The organism is Marinomonas fungiae, assembly GCF_001418205.1.
In the GTDB taxonomy this organism is placed as follows: Bacteria; Pseudomonadota; Gammaproteobacteria; order Pseudomonadales; family Marinomonadaceae; genus Marinomonas; species Marinomonas fungiae.
In genome coordinates this window covers 55397-78436 of record NZ_LIQF01000012.1, presented here as the reverse complement: position 1 = coordinate 78436, position 23040 = coordinate 55397, and the positions used below count along the sequence as shown (strand labels likewise).

Genomic DNA, 23040 nt, shown 5'->3' with positions numbered 1-23040 from the left:
GGCGCTCTTTTTCGTTATGAATTTAATGGCTCTCTTGGAAACATGACTAAGTGATCGAGGTTCACACTTAAACCGATTTCTTGGCCAATCGAGTGATTGTGGTGAGATGAAGCAAAGCAGTAAGTAACCTTGCCAGAGGGCAGCTTCACCCGATATAAGAAGTAGGAACCACGGAACCACTTGCTGACGATTAAGCCTTTGAAAGCACTGTCATCGTCATGCAGTATATCATCAGGACGCACCAATAAATCGACTTCCGCCCCTGACGCAAAGCCATGGTTTAACCGACCACGAATCTCACCTAAGTCTGAATGCACGCAGTTTTCACCGCACACAACCGCGGGCAAGAAATCCCCTTGGCCAATAAACATTGCCGCAAAGCGCGATACAGGTTCATGATAAATCTCATAAGGTGTACCGACTTGTAGAATACGCCCAGACTCCATGATCGCGACTTGATCGGCCATCGCAAACGCTTCAGCTTGATCATGGGTCACCAAGATGGCACTGACTTTTTCATGCTGCAAAATAGCACGGATATCCGGCACCAGCTCTTCGCGTAATTTTGCATCTAAACCAGAAAAAGGCTCATCCATTAATAGAAGTTTAGGCTTTGGAGCAATGGCACGAGCCAGCGCAATACGTTGCTGCTGTCCACCAGACAAGGAATGCGGATAACGATCTTTGTAGCCGCTTAAGCCTACCAATTGCAGCAAATAATCAATGCGCGCACTCGCATCTTTCTTCGACCAGCCTTTCAAGCCAAAAGCGATATTAGCGCCAATGGTCAAATGCGGAAATAAGGCAATGTCCTGAAACACCATGCCAATACTGCGTTTTTCCGGACTCACTGTTTTCGTTGCAGACGATAACAGCTCATTGTCTAGGGTAATTTCACCTGCCATAAGCGGCTCAAAGCCCGCAATTGCACGCAATAATGTCGACTTACCGCAGCCACTTGGTCCCAGCAAACAACCAATTTGACCTTCAACGATACGGAAGTTTGCTTCTTGCACCACAGGTATACCTTGGTAGCCCACAGCAATGTTGCTAAGTTTTAGTTCTTTTAACATCTTATTTGGTGGCATTGCCGTCATGTTATTCCCCATTAAGCCTAGTGTGCACTCGATGAAATCGATCGACTTAATAAAATTACTGGGATCAGACCTACTGCAACAATCATCAGTGAAGCAGGGGCCGCATCAACCAAACGCTCATCGGAAGCCAGCTCAAAAGCTCGCACCGCCAGCGTATTAAAATTAAACGGACGCAATATCAGCGTCGCGGGCAACTCTTTCAACACATCCACAAACACGATTAACAGCGCAGTGAGCACCGAGCTCTTCAGCAAAGGCACATGGATGCGTCGCAATACCTGTGCTGGGGAACAGCCTAGTGACCGCCCCGCCATATCCATACTTGGCTTGATCTTACCTAGACCACTTTGCACAGAACCTAACGAAACCGCCATAAAACGCACTGTGTAGGCAAACAACAAGGCAATAATAGTACCCGAGAAAAATAAACCAATTTTGCTATCAAAAGTGTGTTGCACAAACTCGATAATGCGGTGATCCAACCAAGCTAATGGCACAATCACACCAATGGCAATAATGGTACCAGGCAAGGCATAGCCCATACCGGAGGTGATGATCGCGGTTTGTACACTTTTATCTTTATGCAAACGCCCTGCGTAAGCCAGTACCAAGGCCAACGAAACGGTAATCAACGCTGCTAAGGCCGCCAAATAGAACGAGTTCCAAGACAACTGTATAAAGTCCCAGCCCACCGCTTCCGCTTCAAATACAGCCCAGTATAAAAGCACCGCAGCAGGGATAACAAAACCTGCGAGCACAGGAATGGCACAGGCCACGAAGGCGGCGGCGCCATAGAGACCACGCAGTTCGATCTTTCGCTGACTAGCTTTACGCAGGCCTGAGCCGTGGTAGCTAATTTCACGACGCGAGTAGCGTTCTGCAAAAATCAGCACTGCCACAAACAGTAGCAAAATACCGGCTAGCTGCGAGGCTGCAGCCAAATCACCGAAACCATAGAAGGTACGCATAATCCCAGTGGTAAAGGTCGTTACGCCAAAATATTGAACCGTGCCATAGTCAGCCAAGGTTTCCATCATCGCCAAGGTTACACCGGCAACAATCGCTGGACGCGCCATCGGCAGAGCTAAACGGAAAAAGGCTTGCGGTGCGGAGTAACCCAAAGTACGGCACACTTCCAAGGTATTCGCCGATTGTTCGAGAAAAGCGGCGCGACTCATCAAGTAGACATAGGGATACAGTACCAACGACAGCATGGCAAAAGCGCCACCTAATGAGCGCATCTCAAAGAACCAGTATTGGCCATAACCCAGTCCTGTGACATCGCGAATGAACGTCTGCACTGGCCCAGCGAAATCAAACAAGCCAGTATAGGTATAAGCAATAATGTAAGCGGGCATCGCCAAAGGCAACAATAGCGCCCAAGAGAAAAGACCACGACCACGGAATTCACAAACACTGGTTAGCCAAGCAGCCGGCACCCCCATCGCTAAAGTGCCAAGGGTGACCCCAAGCATCAACAGAAAAGAGTTTGAGACATAGTCAAACAGCAACGTCTCATACAGGTGTTGCCATACACCGCTACCACCAAGGAAGATGTTGAATACAACAATCAATACAGGAATGGCCAGCATTAAGGCGACTAGAATCGCGCTTAGCTTTAACCAAGAAATCCCACTTCGATGTTTCGAAATGGGATGAGTTTGGGTCAATGTCGACATTAAAACACTTACTCTAATTCAGCGAGCTTACTTCCAACCTGCAGCGTCCATCATTTCAACCGCTTGACGGTTGTTATCGCCCAGTACGCTTAGCGACATAGAATCCGCTTTGAAATCACCAAATGGCTGTAGGCTCTTAGGCGGAGCAATACCCTCTACCACAGGGTACTCATTGTTCACATCCGCATACCATACCTGACTTTTGTGATTCGTCAGGAACTCAACCAATAGCTTAGCATTGTCGATATTGGTGGCTGACGCGGTCAAACCAATACCACTTACGTTCACGTGCGCACCACGATCACCTTCCCCTTGGTTCGGCCAGAACAGTGACACCTTTTCGTACACTTCGCGATCGCTGGCCTTGTCACTCTGACCAAGGCGGCCAAAGTAGTAAGTGTTTGCTAGCGTCACATCACACACACCTGCCGCTACAGCTTTCAATAAATCGGTATCACCACCAAATGGCGGACGCGCAAGGTTACTAACAAAGCCGTTCAGCCATGCTTGGGTCGCTTCCGCGCCATCGGCTTCAATCATTGAAGCCACTAGAGATTGGTTATAAATGTTGGAAGACGAACGCGTGCAAATGCGGCCTTTCCATTTTGGATCAGCAAGATCTTCATAGGTCGAAAGCTCACTTGCATCCACTTTCTCTGGATTATAGAAAATCACACGGGCACGCTGCGACAAGCCATACCAATAACCATCACGATCATGCAGGTTGTCTGGCACCACATCGTTCAAGATATCCGTTTCAAACGACTGCAATACGCCCGCATCTTTGGCACGGTATAAACGGCCGGCATCGACGGTAATAAATACATCCGCAGGGCTAGCAGAACCTTCTACCTGTAAGCGACGAAGCAAAGCATCCGCATCGCCCGTGACAAGGTTTACGGTGACATCATGTGCTTTTGAAAATGCAGTCAAAGCTGGCTCAATTAAGGCTTCTTTACGAGCAGAATAAACGTTTACTTCCCCTGCAGCTGTCGCGAGAGAACTCGTAAACAAGGCACCTGCAACCACTGACAGAGACATAGCTTTTAGCGTTTTAGAAAGTGGGCTAGCGCCCGATACTTTTACAGAACCTTTCATCGTAATAACCTATTCTTCCAATGCCCGACACATGAACTGTGTAGCGTAAATGATTTACATATCACTATAAATGAAAACTGTTTTTGTTTACATAGCTTTTCCGCTTTGATGGTCGCAGACTTGCTATAAATCTAAATTAGGGGGCTGAATAGACAAAAAAAGAGAACCGAAGTTCTCTTTTTCATAACGAAAGATGATTAACGAACGCCTGCCGCATGCGCCACCAGCTGGCGCTTAATCATGGGCGAAGATTGGCACAGTTTCATACCCATATTGCGCAACTGCACTACGATCGGTTGCTGGGTAGTAAATAGGCGCTTAAAAGCTTCCATGGACGCTGACATGGCAATATTGTCGAGCATGCGGGCACGCTGATAGCGACGAAGAATTTTTAAAGAACCAATCGCCTCACCGCGTTGGTGTGCCTTGATCAAAATCGGCACTAGCGCACTGACATCGGCAAAACCAAGGTTAGCGCCCTGCCCTGCTAATGGATGAATTGTATGAGCTGCATCACCGATCAACACCAAACCTTCTTGTACATATTGCTTGGCATGACGCTGACGAAGCGGGATAGCAATGCGTGGCACCGTAATCGACAAAGCGTTAAAACGACGATTGATAGCATAGGTTAAGCGTTTGCAGAAGGCTTCTTCGTCCAGTGCTACCAATTGCTCAGCATCCTCTGGAGCAACCGACCAAACAATCGATACATAATGCTTGTCATCGACACTTGGCAATGGCAAAAATGCCAAAATGCCTTCTTCGCCAAAAGCTTGCCACGCAGTATTTTCATGAGGTTGGTCGATTTCAACGGTAGTCACTATGGCGTGATGACCATAATCCCACTCAACTGTGTCAAAACCATTTTGCTGGCGTAGCTGTGAATTGGCGCCATCGGCTGCTATCAAAACCGCGCCATGCAGTTGACGATCCGAAGCCAAGTCAACTTCCACTCCTGCTTCATTATGACGCTGAGCCGCCACACTGTCGTCAAAATACAGGTCAATGCCTCGAGTATCGTGGACACTTTTCATCAAGGCATCGCACAGCACCGCGTTTTCCACAAGCTGACCTAAATCGCCTGCCTGTTGATAATTTGCATCGAAATCCACATAACCATCCCCAAGTCCGTCCCAAACGGCCATTTTATGATATGGCGCCAGACGATCTTGAGCGATACGTTGCCATGCCCCCGCTTCTTCAAGCAATTGCTGGGATAACTTTGAAATGGCACTGACACGCGCATCGTAGGCGGGAGGTGTGGATAAGGTATAGCGACCAGAGTGCTTATCAATCAAGGCCACTGTGAGCCCCTTTTGAGCCGTTAATACAGCGGTTAATGCGCCCACCATACCGGCACCAACAATGATTACGTCGTATTCTCTGGCCATGCCAAACCTCTACTTCAACTTAATGAGACGCCATTAGGGCTTTCGATGCCATTAAGGCTTCAATTTCATGGATTTCTTTTGCCAACCCTTGTGTCAGTACGTAAGGACCGTCTTCGCGGATGAGAATATCATCCTCAATACGAATGCCGATGCCGCGCCATTTAGCGTCCACGTTTTCGTTATCTGGGTTTACATAAAGACCAGGCTCTAAGGTCACCACCATACCCGCCTCAAACGGACGTGAGTCACCATTGATTTTATAACGACCACAATCGTGCACATCCAAACCAAGCCAATGCCCAGTATTGTGCATATAAAACTCTCGGTAGGCCTTGCTCTCAATCAGCTCTTCCACAGAACCTTTAAGTAAGCCAAGCTCAACCAACCCTGTCGTCAGTACTTTAACGGCGGCGTTGTGGAAATCCTCATAAGGTTTACCGACCTGCATATGCGTCAAGGCTTCGTGGTAAGCGTCTAGCACTAGTTGGTACAACTGCGCCTGTGGTTCGCTAAATTTACCGTTGGCAGGGAAGGTACGGGTAATATCCGATGCGTAGCAGCCCAATTCCCCACCCGCATCGATCAAAATTAGATCACCGTCTTCGATTTTTTCATCGTTTTTAATATAGTGCAGCACACAGGCATTACTACCAGAGGCCACAATATTGTTATACGCCGGCACACGAGCACCATTTTTCATAAAGATGTAATTAAGCTCGGCTTCCAGCTCAAACTCCATCATGCCAGGCTTTACCGCTTGCATCGCGGCTATATGAGCCTGCACACTGATGTGCGCGGCGCGCTCCATGATTTCAATCTCACCCATATCTTTGATCAGACGCATTTCATGCAGGGTATCGCTTACATCCACTAGACCGGCTGGCGCAACAGCGCCTTGGCGCGCTTTCGCCGCCAGCTGATCACGCCAATTTAGTACTTGATCACGTAGCAGCTCATCGTCCATTAGCAACGCCACCTGATCCGTTCCGTCTAAAAGCTCCAGTGCTAGGTCATCTAATTCATCTAGCTCAACCGCTTGATCCATGCCAAAGTCTTGCATGGCTCCGGTGATTCCGTAGCGAAAGCCGTCCCACTGCTCGCGCTCAGGGTCTTTGGGTAACACGGCCATATGGCTTTCACCGGACGGCAGGATAAACACCACTGCACTCGGCTCTTTAAAACCCGTTAAGTAAAAGAAGCTAGAATGTGGTCGAAATTCATACTCACAGTCGTTATTGCGGGTGGCTAACTCACCAGAACGCAGCACGGCAATGCCGTTCTTCAAACCGAGGTTATTCATCAAGCGCTGACGGCGCTCGCGATAAATTTCTTTTGATAAGTTCATTGCCTACTCCTTTTACATCACTCTCGGGGATTAATGGAACAGTGGTGCTTGGCCTGACTGACTGTTATCAGATGGCGAATGGTGCTCGGAATACAGCATCATGGCTGACAAACGTACGTATTCAACCAATTCAGTTAGGTCATTATCATTGTCGTTGTTGTCTTCTAGGTCCGCCATGTCTGCTTGCATCGCCGAGATGTTAGCGAAGTCCTGCAACACTTGTTTGGCATCGTCCGACAGATTTGGTTTATGACCCGACAAACCGTATCCCGCCAAGAAGCCATGCGCCCACTGAGATAAGGTTGTACCGCGCTCACTTAAGGGCGCATCGTCATCACTAATACAGGGCACTAGGGCGTATTCACCATTTTGGTACAGAGCAATGGTCGATTGATACAACTCAACTATCGCGTCACGGCTAGCGTCTTGTTTCCAGCCCTCAATATCACAGAACTCAGCCACCATAGTTAACCAATCTTCAAGCGGCAAGCCTACGCCAGAGGCCAAGTAACCACACAATTGGCCGTGCAGTTCAGCTGGTGACGCAGAAATGGATTCAGTGACAAAAACGTCTGCGATCAGATCAAAATCCAACGCGTCGAGTAACATTTCAGTGGACATGCAAAGCAACCTTTATCTTCAACAAAAAACAAAGCCGTACCAAAGGCACGGCTCGATAGCACTTATATGAGGATCACCTAGGGTGACTTCAAGTTTAACTTAAGTGTTTCAAACCCGCTTCAAGGGTTTGTAAAATCAGAGTGTTGATTGTCATTGGACCAACACCACCTGGCACAGGTGTCACCGCGCTCGCACGCTCGTACAAAGGTGCCAATTCGATGTCACCAATACCACCTGGATGATAACCAGCATCAACCACTACCGCACCGTCTTTGATCCAGTCAGCTTTAATCAGCTCAGGCTTACCTACTGCACCAACAATGATGTCGGCTTGTTTAAGAATGTCAGACAGACCTTGAGTACGTGAGTGACAGATGGTAACCGTTGCATTGGCATTTAACAGCATCATTGCCATTGGCTTACCAAGAATTGGACTACGACCTACGACCACGGCATGTTTACCTTCGATCGGAATGTTGTAAGCGTTCAGCAAACGCATCACACCCGCAGGGGTGGCAGCGCCGTAAGCAGGCTCTTTCATGGCCATGCGACCAAAACCGAGGCAAGTAACGCCATCAACGTCTTTGTGGGCAGCGATCGCATCAAAACAAGCACGCTCGTTAATCTGTGCTGGTACCGGGTGCTGTAACAAAATACCGTGAACATCAGGATTTGCATTCAGTTCTTCGATCTTCGCAAGCAATTCGTCAGTCGTGGTAGTTTCTGGTAGCTCAATCGCAAGAGAGTCCATTCCGACACGGCGGCAAGCATTGCCTTTCATTTTTACGTAAGTAGCAGAAGCAGGGTCCGCGCCTACTAGAATTGTAGCCAGAATCGGGGTACCGCCGGTACGTTCTTTTAGTTCAGCAACTTGTTTTGCTAAACGCTCTTCGGTCTCTATCGCGCATTGTTTGCCGTCAAGAACCAGTGCAGCCATGAATGAACTCCTGCAAAAAATATTCGGTGGTTAAGTGAGGGACGGCGATTATATCCTATTATCGGAAGAATGCCGCCCCCATGTATGCAAATAGGCGCTATTTATTCTTTCAATTCCTTGCAATGGGCTCGATATAGTCTACTAACAGCTGCAAATTGCGCTGCCCGCGAAATTCGTTAATGTCTAACTTGTAAACCAACTTGGCATTTTGCGCAGTATTTGGCCAAACAGACAAATCACAGAAGAAGTGAATAGCATCCACTAGCAATCCTGTCTGGGGATCTCTTAGGGTGAGTTTGAGGTGCTTTTCACCTACAATTCGTTGCTGTAGTAGCTCAAACTCACCATCAAAACAGGGTTCAGGAAAAGCTTGCCCCCAAGGCCCCGCCACACGCAGTTGTTCCGCAAACTCCAGACTGAAATCTTCTGCAGCCAACTCACCGTCAGTATAAATAGTCGCCTCAAGTTGCTCAGGCGTCACCCATTCTTCAATGATCTCGTCAAAGGCTTTGGCGAACGTCTCATAATGTTCGATTTTTATCGACATACCCGCCGCCATCGCATGACCACCAAACTTGGTTAAAAGATGAGGATGTCGTTTCGCCAACAAATCTAAGGCATCGCGAATATGTACACCTGGGATTGAACGTGCTGAGCCCTTTAGGGTGTCATCATCGGCTTTAGCAAAGGCAATCACTGGACGGTGACATTTTTCTTTCATTCGTGATGCTAAAATACCAATCACACCTTGATGCCAGTCTTCGCGATAGAAACACATGCCGTACGGCAAATCTGTTCCCGATTCTAGTTCTGCAAGAGAGCTTTCAGCCTGCTGTTTCATATCCGATTCAATCGACTTACGCTCTCGGTTTAACAGATCCAACTGCTCGGCATAGGAGCGTGCCAACATAACTTGTTCACTCAGCAGGCATTCGATACCAATCGACATATCGTCTAAACGCCCTGCTGCGTTCAAACGTGGCCCTACCACAAAACCCAAATCGGTGGCTTTGACTCGACTTGGATCACGGCCACCAATTTCCAATAGAGCCAGAATCCCTGGGCGCGCTTTGCCCGCTTGTATGCGCGCTAAACCTTGCTGCACCAAGATTCGATTATTGGCATCTAAAGGCACCACATCCGCCACGGTGCCCAGTGCAACGATATCTAAGTAGTCGGACATGTTGGGGCGACGTATATGGGCTTTTTCAAACCATTGACGCTCAGTCAGCAGTGCACGCAGCGCCGACATCACATAGAAGATCACCCCAACACCCGCGAGAGCCTTACTAGGAAATTGACATAACGGATGGCTTGGATTGACAATGGCGTCTGCCGAAGGCAGCGTATCCCCCGGTAGATGGTGGTCGGTCACGATAACTTTCATACCCGCTGCTTTGGCGGCTGCCACGCCGTCGATGCTGGCAATACCGTTATCCACGGTGACCAACACATCAGCCTCTAATTCCTGAACCAACTTGACGATTTCGGGTGTCAGACCATAACCGTATTCAAAACGATTGGGGACTATGTATTGTGGCTCGATCGCGCCCATGGCGGTCAGCGCTAAAATCCCTAAAGTGGTCGAGGTCGCCCCATCTGCATCAAAGTCCCCGACAATGACAATGCGCTGCTCTTGCTCGATGGCATCGGCCAAAATCTTGGCGGCATTTTGGATGTCAAAAAACTGCTTAGGATGCTCAAGACTGGTGAGTTTGTACTCTAACTCTTGGGGCCCCGCCACACCGCGGGCGCGATAAATGCGTGCCAAAGTGGCTGGGAAGGTAGCAGGAAAATCATTCGCCACCTCTTGCGGCTGAGTGCGAGTAACAATGCGCATAAAAACGGTTGGCCTATCTTGAACAAACGAATGGAAGCGACACTTTAACATATTTATCGCTAGTACAAGTGACACGAGGATTGGTGCGCCAACAGCCCCTTTCTAAAGTACCGTAATCACATCTTCACCCTCACCTTCTTACAATGATTTAGGCTACGCAAGAAAGCGTTACATAGGCGCTAGAACCTTGCAGGCTTAGTGAATTTACTAGGTTTCTAGTGCGTTTTTACGACGCATCAGAAACAGGCTCAGTTATTATCCACGCCCACTAACTATCCCATTCATAACTATTAAAAAGGTTGGTTTTATGAGCAATCAAGCCACGACTGCCACGCCAGTGGGCCAAGGTGCATCAGGACAACGCTTTGCGTTAGTTGCCCTGACATCATTATTTTTTATGTGGGGGTTCATTACCTCGCTGAACGATATTTTGATCCCACATCTTAAATCTGTGTTCTCGCTAAATTACACACAAGCCATGCTGATCCAGTTGTGTTTCTTTGGCGCATACTTTTTGGTATCGGTTCCTGCGGGAAACTTGGTAAAAAAAGTCGGCTTTCAACGAGGTCTAGGGATAGGACTGATGATTGCCGCCGCTGGTTGTTTATTGTTTATTGGCGCAGCCAAAGTACAAACTTACTGGGTTTTCCTAACGGCACTGTTTGTATTGGCATCGGGCATCACTATCTTGCAGGTAGCCGCAAACCCTCTGGTGACTATTATGGGCCCAGAAGACACTGCCTCGAGCCGCCTGACCATGACCCAAGCCTTTAACTCATTAGGTACAACGGTTGCTCCTATCATCGGCAGCATCCTGATCTTCTCGGCCACAGCAGAGTTTGCCACCAAAACACAAGAAGCGGAAAGCGTGATCGCCCCTTACTTTGGCCTTGCCATTGTGTTGGTTGTACTCGCACTTATCTTTACCCGCATTTCCTTGCCAACTCCTAACCTTGAGGAAGAAACCCAAGTGGGCAGTGCGCAAAGTAGCTTATTGGAATTTCGCCACCTTGTATTAGGTGCGGTTGCTATTTTTATGTACGTGGGTGCCGAAGTGTCGATCGGCAGCTTCCTAGTTAACTACTTCGGCCTAGAAAACATCGCTGGTCTACCTGAGTCTGAAGCCGCTCATTACATCGCATACTACTGGGGAGGCGCCATGGTCGGTCGCTTTGCTGGTGCCATCCTTATGCAAAAAGTTGCCGCAGGCAAATTGCTGGCTTTCAACAGTGTTGCCGCCGCGGCTTTGATCGCACTGTCTATTTCAAGCGATGGCGCGCTAGCAATGTACTCAATCTTGCTAGTCGGTTTGTGTAACTCGATCATGTTCCCAACGATTTTTAGCTTGGCGCTAAAAGGCCTAGGGATCAACACGAGCCGCGGTTCAGGCTTATTGTGTCTTGCCATTGTTGGTGGTGCAATCGTACCCGTGGTGCAAGGTGGTTTAGCAGATAACATTGGCCTGCAAATTTCTTTTGCACTGCCAGTCGTATGTTACCTATACATCGCCTACTACGGTCTGATTGGTTCTAAAGTACGCAATTAATTGCCCTGCTTTAACATTACGAAAAAGCCCTTTTAGAAGAACTAAAAGGGCTTTTTTATTTGCAGCTGTTTTCTGTCTTGACGTTCAAATACGTCATTTACTCTTTGTCATAACCACTTTGTTACGTCCTGAATTCTTAGCTTCATATAAGGCTTTATCCGCTCGATTCAGTGCTCTGATCACACTTTCCCCTACTTTTAGCTCAGTCACACCGATACTGATCGTCGCTTTAATAGGCTCTCCTTGCTGCGTTATTAGATGAACTCGCGCGATCTCCTTGCGTATCGACTCGGCAACATCCATCTTGCTAGCAGTCTGTTCTAGTACCACCAGAAACTCTTCACCGCCCCAGCGTGAAATCAGATTAGGATACTTTGTAAGCTGTTCTTCCAAGGTAGCGGCCACCAGCTGCAAGTAGGCGTCACCGTATTCATGACCATACTCGTCATTAATATGTTTAAAGTGATCCACATCCATGAGCAAGAGTGCAGGCGCAGCCCAGTCACGTTGCTCGAGCTGCTGCTCTAAGCCACGACGATTCAATAACCCGGTTAAAGGATCAGTGGTTGCCGCGCGTTCTAGTTGCACCGAAAGCTCTTGCAGAGACTGGTTGAAGCGTGAGGAAATATATTCGTAAATCGTCGATAAAAATGCGATGAGGACAAATGAGTAAATGATGCGCGACTTAAGATCAGGATGGTAGCCCAAGCGGTCAAACGGCGTGTCTAAGAAAAATAAAATAAAAATCAGCGCCAGAATGAATAGGAAGACTTCCAATAATCCTCGCTTCAAACCATGTAAAAACAGCGAGACCGGTGGCACACAATAAATCCAAACATGACCCGTTCCATTAACACCACCACTGTAGACTAAGTACAGCATTAAGGTGTAAAGGGGGTATAAGATGACGTTTGCGGAAAATAAATAGTTCTTAGTTAGACGGAGGTAAAGATGATTTAAAGTATAAATTGCAGCGATGGTAAGCAGGCTTGTGCCCACTAAAAAATTACCCTTTGCTAGCGATAAAATACCTAATGGAACAGTAAAAAGAACACCAACTAAACAGAACAGATTAATAATAAAAGCGCGACGAGAGCTATTGGTGAACGAGTGGTTGATCTCACCAGCATTCAACGTCGTTGAAAACCACAGCTTCCACTTTCGATGCCATAATATTGCTTTGCTCTTTGGCATGCTCAATAAAACCTACCTTCCACTTGATCCACTAGACAATAGCTTAAAACTCAACCAACTGGATAGTAAAGTTTTATTATTTTGCCGGGTATAACCGAGACAAGAGCACGGGCACGGCCGTCTCAACTTTTAGAATCCGCTCGCCCAAATGTACAGATTGCATACCTGCATCAGACCACTTTTCCATTTCAAATTCATTCCAACCACCTTCAGGACCAATAGCTAATACACAAGGTTCCTGAAGATCAACAGGACAGGTTTCGGCCTGATAAGGATGCGCGACAAGCCCCACGCGTCCTTGTAAAAGGTCAGGCAACGTATCCTCAACAAATGGACGAAAACGGGTGTACTGATGCACCACAGGTAATACCGTGTCCCGCGCTTGCTCTAGACCTTCAATTAGATAATCATGGATCGATGCATCCGTTAGCACCGGGCTCTGCCAATAACTTTTTTCCACCTTGGCAGAGTGCAGCAGATGCACCGTTTTTACGCCCATGGCCGTGATATTCATCAAGGTGCGCTTAAGCATATTCGGACGTGGCAACGCCAATATCAGCTCCATGGGTAAAGCTTTAGGCGGTTGAGTGGTGAGCTGACCAAGCGTCACTTGCCAGCGCTCAAGATCGAGCACCGCATCACCAATCAAACCGTTGAGTAAGCCCACTCGCAAGGTGTCATCATGCGCTTTTTTAAGCACTTTAGCGATGTGTTCTTGTTGGCGAGTGTTGAGCTGGTAATGTGAGTCAGACAAAGCCTGATCTGGGGCAAGCAAGATAAGGTTCATAGAAAAGATAAACCAAATAAAAGGAAGGAATAACGGGTAAGCAGGTGAACCTGCCTACCCGAATAGAGCTTAGATGTGCTGAGCCACAAAGCTTTGTACAGCAGAAAGATCGTTGTCGATCACTTCGTACGCTTCTTCGCGCTCAAACAGATCCTTCATGTGCTCAGGCAGACTTGGTGACTGACAACCCGCTTTTTCCACTGCTTCAGGGAATTTCACAGGATGCGCTGTCGCCAAGGTAATCATTGGCACAGACTTGTCTTTCCAGCACTGACGCGCAGCTTCCAGGCCAATCGCAGTATGTGGATCAAGCAAGTATTGAGTCGAATTGAAGACTTCAGAAATCACTTCACAAGTACGCGCGTCGTCTACTTTGTAGCTATCAAAGTTCGCTTTCACAAATGACCAAGCATCATCGTTTAGCGTGACGTCGCCAGCGTTGAAGCGTGCCATCAGATCTGCTAACGCCGCACTGTCACGGCCGTGGGCATCGAACAATAGACGTTCAAAGTTACTAGACACCATGATGTCCATACTTGGCGAAAGCGTCACATTAAGTGACTGACGGCTCATGTCGTTCGCCGCGATGGTACGGTGTAGGATATCGTTCTGGTTCGTCGCTACCACTAACTGATCAATTGGCAACCCCATTTGCTTCGCCAAGTAACCCGCAAAGATGTCACCAAAGTTACCCGTTGGTACAGAGAATGACACTTTACGGTGTGGCGCACCGACTGCCAAAGCAGAAGAGAAGTAGTAAACGATCTGCGCCATGATACGCGCCCAGTTGATCGAGTTTACCGCACCTAATTTCGCGCCTTTCAGGAAGCTTTGATCGGCAAAACTCGCTTTGACCATGCCCTGACAGTCATCGAAGTTGCCTTTTACTGCGATGTTGAAGACGTTGTCATCAATCACCGTCGTCATCTGGCGACGTTGCACTTCCGATACACGTTGGTACGGGTGCAGGATAAAAATATCTAGGTGCTCAGAATGACGGCAACCTTCGATCGCTGCAGATCCAGTGTCACCAGAGGTAGCCCCTAGAATCACCAACTTCCCACCACGTTGTGCTAGTACGTAGTCCATTAGACGACCTAGCAGTTGTAGTGCGAAGTCTTTAAACGCCAACGTTGGGCCACGGAACAATTCCAATACCCATTCGTTGTTATCCGTTTGCACCATTGGAGCGACCGCAGAGTGATTGAAGCCGGCGTAGGCTTCATCAATCATGCGCTTGAACTCTTCTGCAGGAATTTCGCCTTCTACAAATGGCCACATCACTTTGAAAGCCAATTCTTGGTAGCTCAAAGACGCCCAAGAAGCGATTTCTTCTGCTGAATAAGTTGGCAATTTCTCTGGTACGTATAAACCGCCATCACTTGCCAAACCAGCCAATAGAACATCGCCAAAGCTTAATGAAGGAGCTTGGCCACGAGTCGAAATGTATTTCATTACTTGGTCCTCTTACGCCAGATTTTCAACACGGATACGCTGAACTGAACCCGCGACATCTGGCAGAGCTTCGATTGCGGCAATGGCAACATTCATATTGCGCTCTTTCACATCATGCGTCATCACCACCAATGGTACTAGATCAGTCCCTTCACGTTGGATGACAGACTCAATGCTAATGCCGTTGTTAGATAGAATTTGCGTGATATTCGCCAACACACCTGCACGGTCTTGGATCTTCATATTCAAGAAGAAACCGCATTCCACTTCTTCGATTGGCAACATGCTTACATCAGACAGTTGCTCTGGCTGGAAGGCCAAGTGTGGTACGCGATTAGTTGGATCCGCAGTCAACGTACGCGCAACATCGATAATATCCGCTACGACAGATGAACCGGTCGGCATCGCGCCAGCGCCAGCGCCGTAAGTCAAGGTTGGCCCCACTGCATCACCTTTTACCATGACAGCGTTCATCACACCGTTAACGTTGGCAAGTAGCGTTTTCTGCGAGATTAAAGTTGGATGCACACGAAGCTCAACGCCAGCAGAAGTACGACGTGCGATACCTAAATGCTTGATCGCGTAGCCCATTTCTTTCGCAAAAGACACGTCTTCTGCGGTAATGCGGCTGATACCTTCGGTGTAAGTCTTCTCAAACTGCAACGGAATGCCGTAAGCAATTGACGCTAGAATAGTAAGCTTATGCGCAGCATCAATACCTTCAACGTCAAACGTAGGATCGGCTTCAGCGTAACCTAGTGCTTGTGCTTCTTTTAGTACGTCATCGAAGGCGCGACCTTTTTCGCTCATTTCCGTCATGATGAAGTTGCCAGTACCATTGATGATACCCGCCAACCATTCAATCTTGTTCGCTGATAGACCTTCACGTAGCGATTTGATGATTGGAATGCCACCCGCTACCGCTGCTTCAAAAGCGACCATCACGCCTTTTTCTTGCGCCTTAGCAAAGATTTCGTTGCCATGAACAGCAATCAAAGCCTTGTTCGCTGTAACAACGTGCTTACCATTTTCAATGGCGGTCATCACCAACTCTAGGGCTACCGTTGTACCGCCAATCAGCTCAACAACAATATCAACCTCAGGGTTGTTCGCCACATCAAAAATATCACTCGTGGTGTTAATGCCAGTGGTGTCACAGGTAGGGTTAACTTGACGTGCTGCAATTTGCTCAACAACAATGCTACGGCCAACACGTCGCGTAATTTCTTCTGCGTTGTTACGCAGGATGTTAAACGTACCGGAACCTACTGTTCCAAGCCCACAAATTCCGACTTTTACCGGTTTCAAAACGATACCCCACAACTGACGGTTTTAATAATTTTGTTCACGCTAAAAATAAAGCGATTTAGATGTTCAAGGATTATAACGCCAGTAGCGCATAAACCCAACGTAGAAAAGTCTGAACTACGCCCTAGTTTGGTAGATTATTTGTCGAAATTACTAAAGGTTGAGCTCTTTTGCTAACTCTTTTGCGGGCAGATATCCGGGGATGAACTTGCCGTTATCTAAAATGATGCTTGGCGTACCGCGTACACCTACAGCGTTGCCGAGACGATATTGATTAGCCACTGGGTTGGTGCATTTGTTTTCTGGTACTTCTTTACCTAATTTAGCAGCTGTCATCCATTTCTTAGGGTCGTCCGAACACCAAATATTGACCATTTGATTGTAGGCTTCAGAACCGACGCCAGCACGTGGATAAGCAAGGTAGCGAACGGTAATTCCTTGCTCATTTAGCTCATCGATTTCTTTGTGCAGCATGCGGCAGTAGCCACACGTAATGTCAGTGAAAACAGAGATATGGGCTTTTTCGTTGGCCGCTTTGTAGACCACCATTTCGGACTCTGGAATGTGCTCGATCTTGGCCAACTTTGCCTGTTCAGTTTCGTTCACAAGGTTCTGACCATCGACCTGATACAAATCTCCAGCGACAAAATACTTACCGTCTTCTGTGACGTGCAGTATTGGGCCATTATTCAGGGTCACTATATACAGACCACTGCCCGTATGCGCTTCAATCGATTCGATTGAGTATTGCGGCAAAGTCTTGGCTACGGCATCACGTACTTCCTGTTCACCCGCCTGAACTTGTGTCATTCCGAATAATGCCAACGCTAATGCTGACATTGTTTTGGCTACATATCCCATATCAACCTCTGTTCTCTATAATTGCTCCATTAGGCCATCATACCCTGATGAAGTTCCATAAAAAAAGGCGACCGAAGTCGCCTTTTTTTACTACGAAGAGATTAGCGCTTAGCCAATTTCTCTTTGATACGTGCAGATTTACCTGAACGATCACGTAGGAAGTAGATTTTAGCTTGACGAACGTCACCGCGACGTTTCACTTCAATGCTGTCTACAAGCGGGCTGTAAGTTTGGAATGCACGCTCAACGCCTACACCGCTAGAGATTTTGCGTACTGTAAACGCAGAGTTTAGGCCACGGTTGCGTTTTGCGATTACAACACCTTCGTAAGCCTGTAGACGCTCACGAGTACCTTCTTTAACTTTTACTTGAACAACAACAGTATCACCAGGACCGAAGGCTGGGATCTCTTTTGTCATTTGTTCTGATTCAATTTGTTGAATCAGTTTAGTTTTATTGCTCATGGATGTGACTCCTAATGAATATGGTTTCTTATCAGCGCGAAGGTTTAACGTTCTGACAAGCTCGTGATTCTTACTCTGCCGAGGTTGAAACTTCAGTTTCACGAATAAACTCTTTTAACAACTCTTGCTGTTCCTTGTCCAACTCAAGGTCTTGCAGGAGGTCAGGCCGACGTAGCCAAGTTCTTGCGAGCTTTTGCTTTAATCGCCAGCGCCGTATCGCCTCATGGTTGCCACTAAGTAGTACAGGTGGTACAGGTTCACCTTCAAGTACCTCGGGGCGAGTATAATGCGGGCAATCCAGCAATCCATCGGCAAATGAATCTTCATCTGCTGAGGCTTGCTTACCAAGCACTCCCGGCACCATGCGAAAGACTGCGTCCATCAACACCATAGCCGGCAACTCTCCACCACTTAGGACAAAGTCGCCAATCGACCATTCCTCATCAACCTGAGATTGAATCAAACGCTCGTCAACGCCTTCATAACGGCCTGCTACCAGAATAAATTCTGCTTCTTTAGCAAGCTGTTGCACGCCTTCCTGTGTTAGCGTGCGCCCCTGAGGGGATAGATAAATAACTTTTGCATTGGGAACCCATTGTCTGGCGCTCTCAATTGCATCTTTTAGGGGCTGAACTTTCATCAGCATCCCTGGGCCACCACCATAAGGACGGTCATCGACCGTTTTGTGTTTGTCGTACGCAAAGGCTCGGGGATTAAAAAAATCCACTTCAACAATGCCAGATTTGACGGCTCTGCCCGTTACACCATGCTGGGTAATGGCTTGAAACATCTCTGGAAACAGCGTCACAACACCGATTCGCACGCTAGGCCTCGTTCGATCTATTTAGAAGTCTGGATCCCAGTCCACAACCATTTCTTGCTTTTCTAAATCGATGTTTAGAATAAACTGATCCGGTGCATAGGGAATCAAACGCTCTTCACGATCGTAACTGCCCTCACAAGCTCGTACCACCAGCACATCATTTGCGCCGGTTTCCATCATTTGTGAGACCTTACCTAGAAGAACACCCTCTTTAGTAATCACCTTTAGACCTTCTAGCTGCGACCAGTAATATTCACCGTCCTCAAGCTCAGGAAGATCTTTTGCATCAATATAGATATCCAATCCACAAATCTCTTTAACAAGATCGCGATCGTTATATCCTTTAATTGCTGCCACCAATCCGCGCCCTTGGGTACGACCTTGGCTTAGTTCTATGACTTTCCACCCACTGGGAGTTTTCAGCCACCAATGCTTGTAATCAAAGATTCCAGTCATTGGCTCGGTATGGGAATACAACTTAACCCACCCTTTAACACCATAAACTGATGTAATGCGTCCAACTACAAGCGCCTGCTCAGGAGCCTTCGCCTGCTTTAATGTAGACATAGCATTACCTCAGTATTAAGCGTTTTTGCCAGCTTCTTTAACAAGCTGAGCAACACGGTCAGAAAGCTGAGCGCCTTGGCCTACCCAGTGATTAACACGGTCTAGGTCAACACGTAGACGTTCTTCTTGACCACGAGCAACTGGGTTAAAGAAACCTACGCGCTCGATAAAACGACCATCACGTGCACGACGGCTGTCTGCCACGCTTAAGTGATAGAATGGGCGCTTCTTAGAGCCACCACGAGAAAGACGAATAGTTACCATATGATTGGTTCCTTATTGCTTAACGAAACACCTCTTGTCGGCCTCTTTATGAGACCTACTACAAGAAGGCGGCATATTCTAGTCGATTCAACCGAAAAACAAAAGGGCGAATTGATCGCCCTTTAAACATTTTTTCATTCTAAGCACATGTCTTAGAATTTCGGGAAATTCCCGCCGCCAGGAAAACCGCCTGGCATCATTCCACCCAAGCCGCGCATCATTTTCTTCATGCCGCCGGCTGAGCTGAATTTCTTCATCATTTTCTGCATTTGCTTGTGCTGTTTCAACAAACGGTTTAGGTCTTGAATTTGCAGACCCGCACCCGCAGAAATACGTTTTTTACGTGAACCGTTAATCGCATCGGGGTTACGACGTTCAGCAGGCGTCATGGAATTAATCAAGGCTTCCATTTGCACAAACATTTTATCGTTAACTTTGTCTTGGATATCCCCCAGCTGCCCCATACCAGGAAGCTTATCCAACATAGAAGCCATGCCACCCATGTTTTTCATTTGCTGCAATTGCTCACGGAAGTCTTCTAGATCGAAGCCCTTACCTTTCTTCAGTTTGCCAGCTAATTTCTCAGCTTTTTCCTTGTCGATCTTCTGCTCAGCTTGCTCGATCAACGATAGCATGTCACCCATGCCTAGAATACGAGACGCCAAACGATCTGGATGGAACGGCTCTAACGCATCGGTTTTCTCACCCACACCCAAGAACTTGATCGGCTTACCTGTGATGTGACGTACAGACAGAGCCGCACCACCGCGAGCATCACCATCGGTTTTGGTTAGAATTACACCCGTTAGAGGCAGCACATCACCAAAAGCTTTGGCCGTATTCGCCGCGTCTTGCCCCGTCATGGCATCGACTACGAACAAGGTTTCAACAGGATCAATCGCCGCATGCAGCGCTTTGATCTCAGCCATCATGTCTTCATCAATCGCTAGACGACCCGCGGTATCGACGATCAACACATCTTTGTGCGCTTTCTTGGCAACGTCAATGGCGTTATTGGCAATGTCGATTGGCTTTTGCGAAATATCACTTGGGATAAATTCGACACCCACATCGTTGGCCAAGGTTTCCAGCTGTTTAATCGCCGCTGGGCGGTATACGTCGGCACTGACGACTGCAACCGATTTCTTTTGACGCTCCTTTAAAAACTTCGCCAGTTTTGCCGCCGAGGTGGTTTTACCCGCACCTTGCAGACCCGCCAACAGAATGATCGCAGGCGGTTTAGCTCTAAGGTTCAACTCATCGTTGGCCTGCCCCATCACCGCTTCAAGCTCTTGCTTAACGATTTTTAGGAACACCTGACCTGGACTTAAGCTACGTGTCACTTCAGTACCGACCGCGCGCTCTTTCACCGCATTAATAAAGTCTTTTACAACAGGCAACGCGACGTCAGCTTCCAACAGCGCCATGCGCACTTCGCGCAATACTTCTTTAATATTGTCTTCGGTGAGTTTGGCACGACCACGAATTCGGTCTAAGGATGACGTTAAACGTTCTGATAAATTATCAAACATGTTGCCCTCAAAAATTGCTCTAGATGGAAAAAACCGTTTTATTCAGTTTATCCAAGGTGAAATTGACTTTATTATAACGAAGATTTGATCGTCACCCTATAGTTTTAACCAGTGGATCGGCTTATACATGACACATCTTACGCTTTGGCTCGCTTGTATTCTATCGCTCACAGCTGGGGGCACTTACTACCTGCGCCCCGGAGCTCGCACAACGCAGTCCATAGGCGCGATTGCGATCGTGTTGCATACTATGGCCCTAATACAGTTGCTCGCCAGTAAAGATGGCTTCGACTTCTTAACCATTGGTCTTTTAATTGCTCTGATTGGCAATTTATTGCTTTGGTTTAGCAATCGTGACAAAGATCTTTCGCTACTGCTTTCGATCGCTTTTCCTATGGCGGCGACAATTATCGCTCTTAATGCGGTCGAACCTTGGGATTTGCAACAGCTACACAGTGCTTCACTTGGTACTTCGTTGCATATTTTGATTGCATCGGTCGCCTACAGCCTTTTTACCGCCGCCTGCGGTGTTGGTATTCTATTGGCCATTCAAGAATACCAACTTAAGCATCACCACTTGAAACAGCTCTTACGAGTGCCACCATTACAGGTACTTGAGCGATTGATGTTTGAATTTATTTGGGCGGCGTTTGTCTTACTGAGTATTACCATGGCAACAGGCTTCTATTTTATAGAAGACATGTTTGCACAACACCTTGTCCACAAGACAGCCTTCACCATCGCATCCTGGTTTGTATTCGCAGGATTATTGGCGGGACGTTTATTCCTCGGCTGGCGCGGGCAATTAGCGGTAAAACTGACTTTGAGCGGTTTTGTTCTTCTCATGTTGGGCTATTTTGGCTCTCAGATTGCACTGGAAATACTGAGTAATTGAGCATGGCATTTGACACTCGCTGCTCAAGCCCTAATAATCCGATCAGATCTAATAACTGAGGCATATTTTTCTTGAACGAAGTTCCCTTAAGTATTCTCTTTGGAATACTGTTTTTTCTAATCATTCTCTCTGCTTTTTTCTCAAGCTCAGAAACCAGCATGTTGTCGATGAACAAATATCGTCTCAAACATCTGGTGAAAAGCGGACACAAATCCGCTAAAAAGGCGAGCAAGCTACTTGAACGACCTGACCGACTAATCGGTGTCATTTTAATTGGCAACAACTTCGTCAACATCTTAGCCTCTGCGATTGCGACGATTATTGCTGTCCGCATCTGGGGCGATGCAGGGGTCGCGATCGCGACCGGTGCGCTAACATTGGTCATCTTGATCTTTGCCGAAGTGACGCCTAAGACCATGGCCACCATTCACCCTGAGAAAATTGCCTTCCCAGCTTCTTGGGTGCTGACCATTTTACTAAAAGCACTTTATCCATTAGTCGTCATTGTTAACACCATGTCTAATGGACTAATGCGCTTATTTGGCATCAAACATATTCATGGCAACCATGACAAACTAGGGTCTGAAGAGCTTCGCACTGTGGTGAATGAAGCCAGTGGCTTGATCCCACCAGCACACCAAGAAATGCTGCTGTCGATTCTTGACCTTGAGAAGGTTTCTGTCGAAGACATTATGGTGCCGCGCAACGAAGTCATCGGTATTGATATCGAAGATTCAATCGAAGAGATCATTGAACAAATTTGCCAATCACGTCACACGCGCATGCCGGTGTACAACGGCGAGATCAACAAGGTTATTGGTATTCTGCACGCACGCCATGCAGCGCAATTTTTACGCGAGCAGAACCCCACCAAAGCAGCACTTTTAAAAGCCACACTTGAGCCTTACTTCATCCCTGAAAGCACATCCATCAACACCGTGCTATTAAACTTCCAAAAAGATCACCAACAAATGGGCATCGTGGTCGACGAATACGGCGATGTTCAAGGTATTGCTGCACTTGAGGATATCTTGGAAGAGATCGTTGGTGAATTTACGCCACCAATGGAAGATGAGGAAGAGGAAATCACCATTCTTGAAGATGGCTCATTCCGCATTGAAGGTACCACCCACATCCGCGACATTAACAAAGCGCTGAGCTGGCACCTCCCAACAGACGGACCCAAAACTTTGAACGGTCTGATTATTGAAACACTCGAGTTTATCCCAGAGCATCCAATCAGCTTATGGGTCGATAATTACATGATCGAGATTCAAGAGATCGAAGATAAAGTTGTTAAATACGCGCGCTTAGAACACAAACGCTAGCAGGT

The 23040-nt window shown here is 47.4% G+C and carries 21 protein-coding genes; 3 read left to right on the top strand and 18 right to left on the bottom strand.

Annotated features, from left to right (window positions below):
* Nucleotides 1–14 precede the first annotated feature (14 nt).
* From ASC49_RS15585 to recJ, 8 genes are all read right to left on the bottom strand, one after another.
* On the bottom strand, nt 15–1097 hold the full coding sequence (locus ASC49_RS15585) for an ABC transporter ATP-binding protein (protein WP_055464175.1): 1083 nt from the start codon (nt 1095–1097) through the stop codon (nt 15–17).
* 17 nt (nt 1098–1114) lie between these two features.
* Nucleotides 1115–2776, bottom strand: coding sequence for an ABC transporter permease (locus ASC49_RS15580; protein ID WP_055464174.1), 1662 nt, complete (start codon nt 2774–2776; stop codon nt 1115–1117).
* Between the two features lie 27 nt (nt 2777–2803).
* A complete protein-coding gene (locus ASC49_RS15575; RefSeq protein ID WP_055464214.1) occupies nt 2804–3817 on the bottom strand; it encodes a Fe(3+) ABC transporter substrate-binding protein in 1014 nt (337 codons plus the stop codon).
* A gap of 254 nt (nt 3818–4071) precedes the next feature.
* Nucleotides 4072–5268 (bottom strand): UbiH/UbiF/VisC/COQ6 family ubiquinone biosynthesis hydroxylase, encoded by a 1197-nt coding sequence (locus ASC49_RS15570; protein WP_055464173.1) that lies wholly within the window; start codon nt 5266–5268, stop codon nt 4072–4074.
* Nucleotides 5269–5287: 19 nt separating this feature from the next.
* Entirely contained in the window at nt 5288–6613 is a 1326-nt protein-coding gene (locus tag ASC49_RS15565; protein ID WP_055464172.1) for an aminopeptidase P N-terminal domain-containing protein, read from the bottom strand.
* 30 nt (nt 6614–6643) lie between these two features.
* Nucleotides 6644–7234 carry a UPF0149 family protein gene (locus ASC49_RS15560; RefSeq protein WP_055464171.1) on the bottom strand — a complete coding sequence of 197 codons (591 nt, stop codon included), beginning with the start codon at nt 7232–7234 and terminating at the stop codon, nt 6644–6646.
* Between the two features lie 94 nt (nt 7235–7328).
* Entirely contained in the window at nt 7329–8171 is an 843-nt protein-coding gene (folD, locus tag ASC49_RS15555) for a bifunctional methylenetetrahydrofolate dehydrogenase/methenyltetrahydrofolate cyclohydrolase FolD (protein ID WP_055464170.1), read from the bottom strand.
* A gap of 109 nt (nt 8172–8280) precedes the next feature.
* Nucleotides 8281–10011 carry a single-stranded-DNA-specific exonuclease RecJ gene (gene recJ, locus ASC49_RS15550; protein WP_055464169.1) on the bottom strand — a complete coding sequence of 577 codons (1731 nt, stop codon included), beginning with the start codon at nt 10009–10011 and terminating at the stop codon, nt 8281–8283.
* Between the two features lie 307 nt (nt 10012–10318).
* Between recJ and ASC49_RS15545 the strand changes: the two genes are divergently transcribed.
* The gene (locus ASC49_RS15545; protein ID WP_055464168.1) at nt 10319–11557 is read left to right on the top strand and encodes a sugar MFS transporter; all 1239 of its coding nucleotides are present in this window, start codon (nt 10319–10321) and stop codon (nt 11555–11557) included.
* Nucleotides 11558–11650: 93 nt separating this feature from the next.
* On the opposite strand, the gene ASC49_RS15540 is transcribed toward ASC49_RS15545, so the two are convergent.
* The 10 genes from ASC49_RS15540 to ffh all read right to left on the bottom strand — a co-directional run bounded on the left by ASC49_RS15540 (nt 11651) and on the right by ffh (nt 20812).
* Complete coding sequence (locus tag ASC49_RS15540; protein WP_055464167.1) at nt 11651–12751, bottom strand: GGDEF domain-containing protein; 1101 nt, start codon at nt 12749–12751, stop codon at nt 11651–11653.
* Between the two features lie 76 nt (nt 12752–12827).
* A complete protein-coding gene (locus ASC49_RS15535) occupies nt 12828–13538 on the bottom strand; it encodes a 16S rRNA (uracil(1498)-N(3))-methyltransferase (RefSeq protein WP_055464166.1) in 711 nt (236 codons plus the stop codon).
* Between the two features lie 69 nt (nt 13539–13607).
* Entirely contained in the window at nt 13608–14993 is a 1386-nt protein-coding gene (gene thrC / locus ASC49_RS15530; protein WP_055464165.1) for a threonine synthase, read from the bottom strand.
* Between the two features lie 12 nt (nt 14994–15005).
* The gene (locus ASC49_RS15525) at nt 15006–16301 is read right to left on the bottom strand and encodes a homoserine dehydrogenase (RefSeq protein ID WP_055464164.1); all 1296 of its coding nucleotides are present in this window, start codon (nt 16299–16301) and stop codon (nt 15006–15008) included.
* Between the two features lie 153 nt (nt 16302–16454).
* Nucleotides 16455–17162 carry a thioredoxin fold domain-containing protein gene (locus ASC49_RS15520; protein ID WP_055464163.1) on the bottom strand — a complete coding sequence of 236 codons (708 nt, stop codon included), beginning with the start codon at nt 17160–17162 and terminating at the stop codon, nt 16455–16457.
* Nucleotides 17163–17263: 101 nt separating this feature from the next.
* Nucleotides 17264–17626 carry a 50S ribosomal protein L19 gene (gene rplS, locus ASC49_RS15515; RefSeq protein ID WP_055464162.1) on the bottom strand — a complete coding sequence of 121 codons (363 nt, stop codon included), beginning with the start codon at nt 17624–17626 and terminating at the stop codon, nt 17264–17266.
* A gap of 70 nt (nt 17627–17696) precedes the next feature.
* Nucleotides 17697–18449 carry a tRNA (guanosine(37)-N1)-methyltransferase TrmD gene (trmD, locus tag ASC49_RS15510; RefSeq protein ID WP_055464161.1) on the bottom strand — a complete coding sequence of 251 codons (753 nt, stop codon included), beginning with the start codon at nt 18447–18449 and terminating at the stop codon, nt 17697–17699.
* 21 nt (nt 18450–18470) lie between these two features.
* On the bottom strand, nt 18471–19016 hold the full coding sequence (gene rimM / locus ASC49_RS15505) for a ribosome maturation factor RimM (RefSeq protein ID WP_055464160.1): 546 nt from the start codon (nt 19014–19016) through the stop codon (nt 18471–18473).
* Between the two features lie 15 nt (nt 19017–19031).
* Entirely contained in the window at nt 19032–19280 is a 249-nt protein-coding gene (gene rpsP, locus ASC49_RS15500) for a 30S ribosomal protein S16 (protein ID WP_055464159.1), read from the bottom strand.
* Nucleotides 19281–19432: 152 nt separating this feature from the next.
* Complete coding sequence (ffh, locus tag ASC49_RS15495) at nt 19433–20812, bottom strand: signal recognition particle protein (RefSeq protein WP_055464158.1); 1380 nt, start codon at nt 20810–20812, stop codon at nt 19433–19435.
* A 127-nt stretch (nt 20813–20939) separates the two neighbouring features.
* Here ffh and ASC49_RS15490 point away from each other — a divergent pair, with 127 nt between their 5' ends.
* Together ASC49_RS15490 and ASC49_RS15485 are read left to right on the top strand one after the other, a co-directional pair.
* Nucleotides 20940–21707: a cytochrome C assembly family protein gene (locus tag ASC49_RS15490; protein WP_055464157.1), complete on the top strand. Its 768-nt coding sequence runs from the start codon at nt 20940–20942 to the stop codon at nt 21705–21707.
* Between the two features lie 71 nt (nt 21708–21778).
* Nucleotides 21779–23035: an HlyC/CorC family transporter gene (locus ASC49_RS15485; protein WP_055464156.1), complete on the top strand. Its 1257-nt coding sequence runs from the start codon at nt 21779–21781 to the stop codon at nt 23033–23035.
* The last annotated feature ends 5 nt before the right edge of the window (nt 23036–23040 follow it).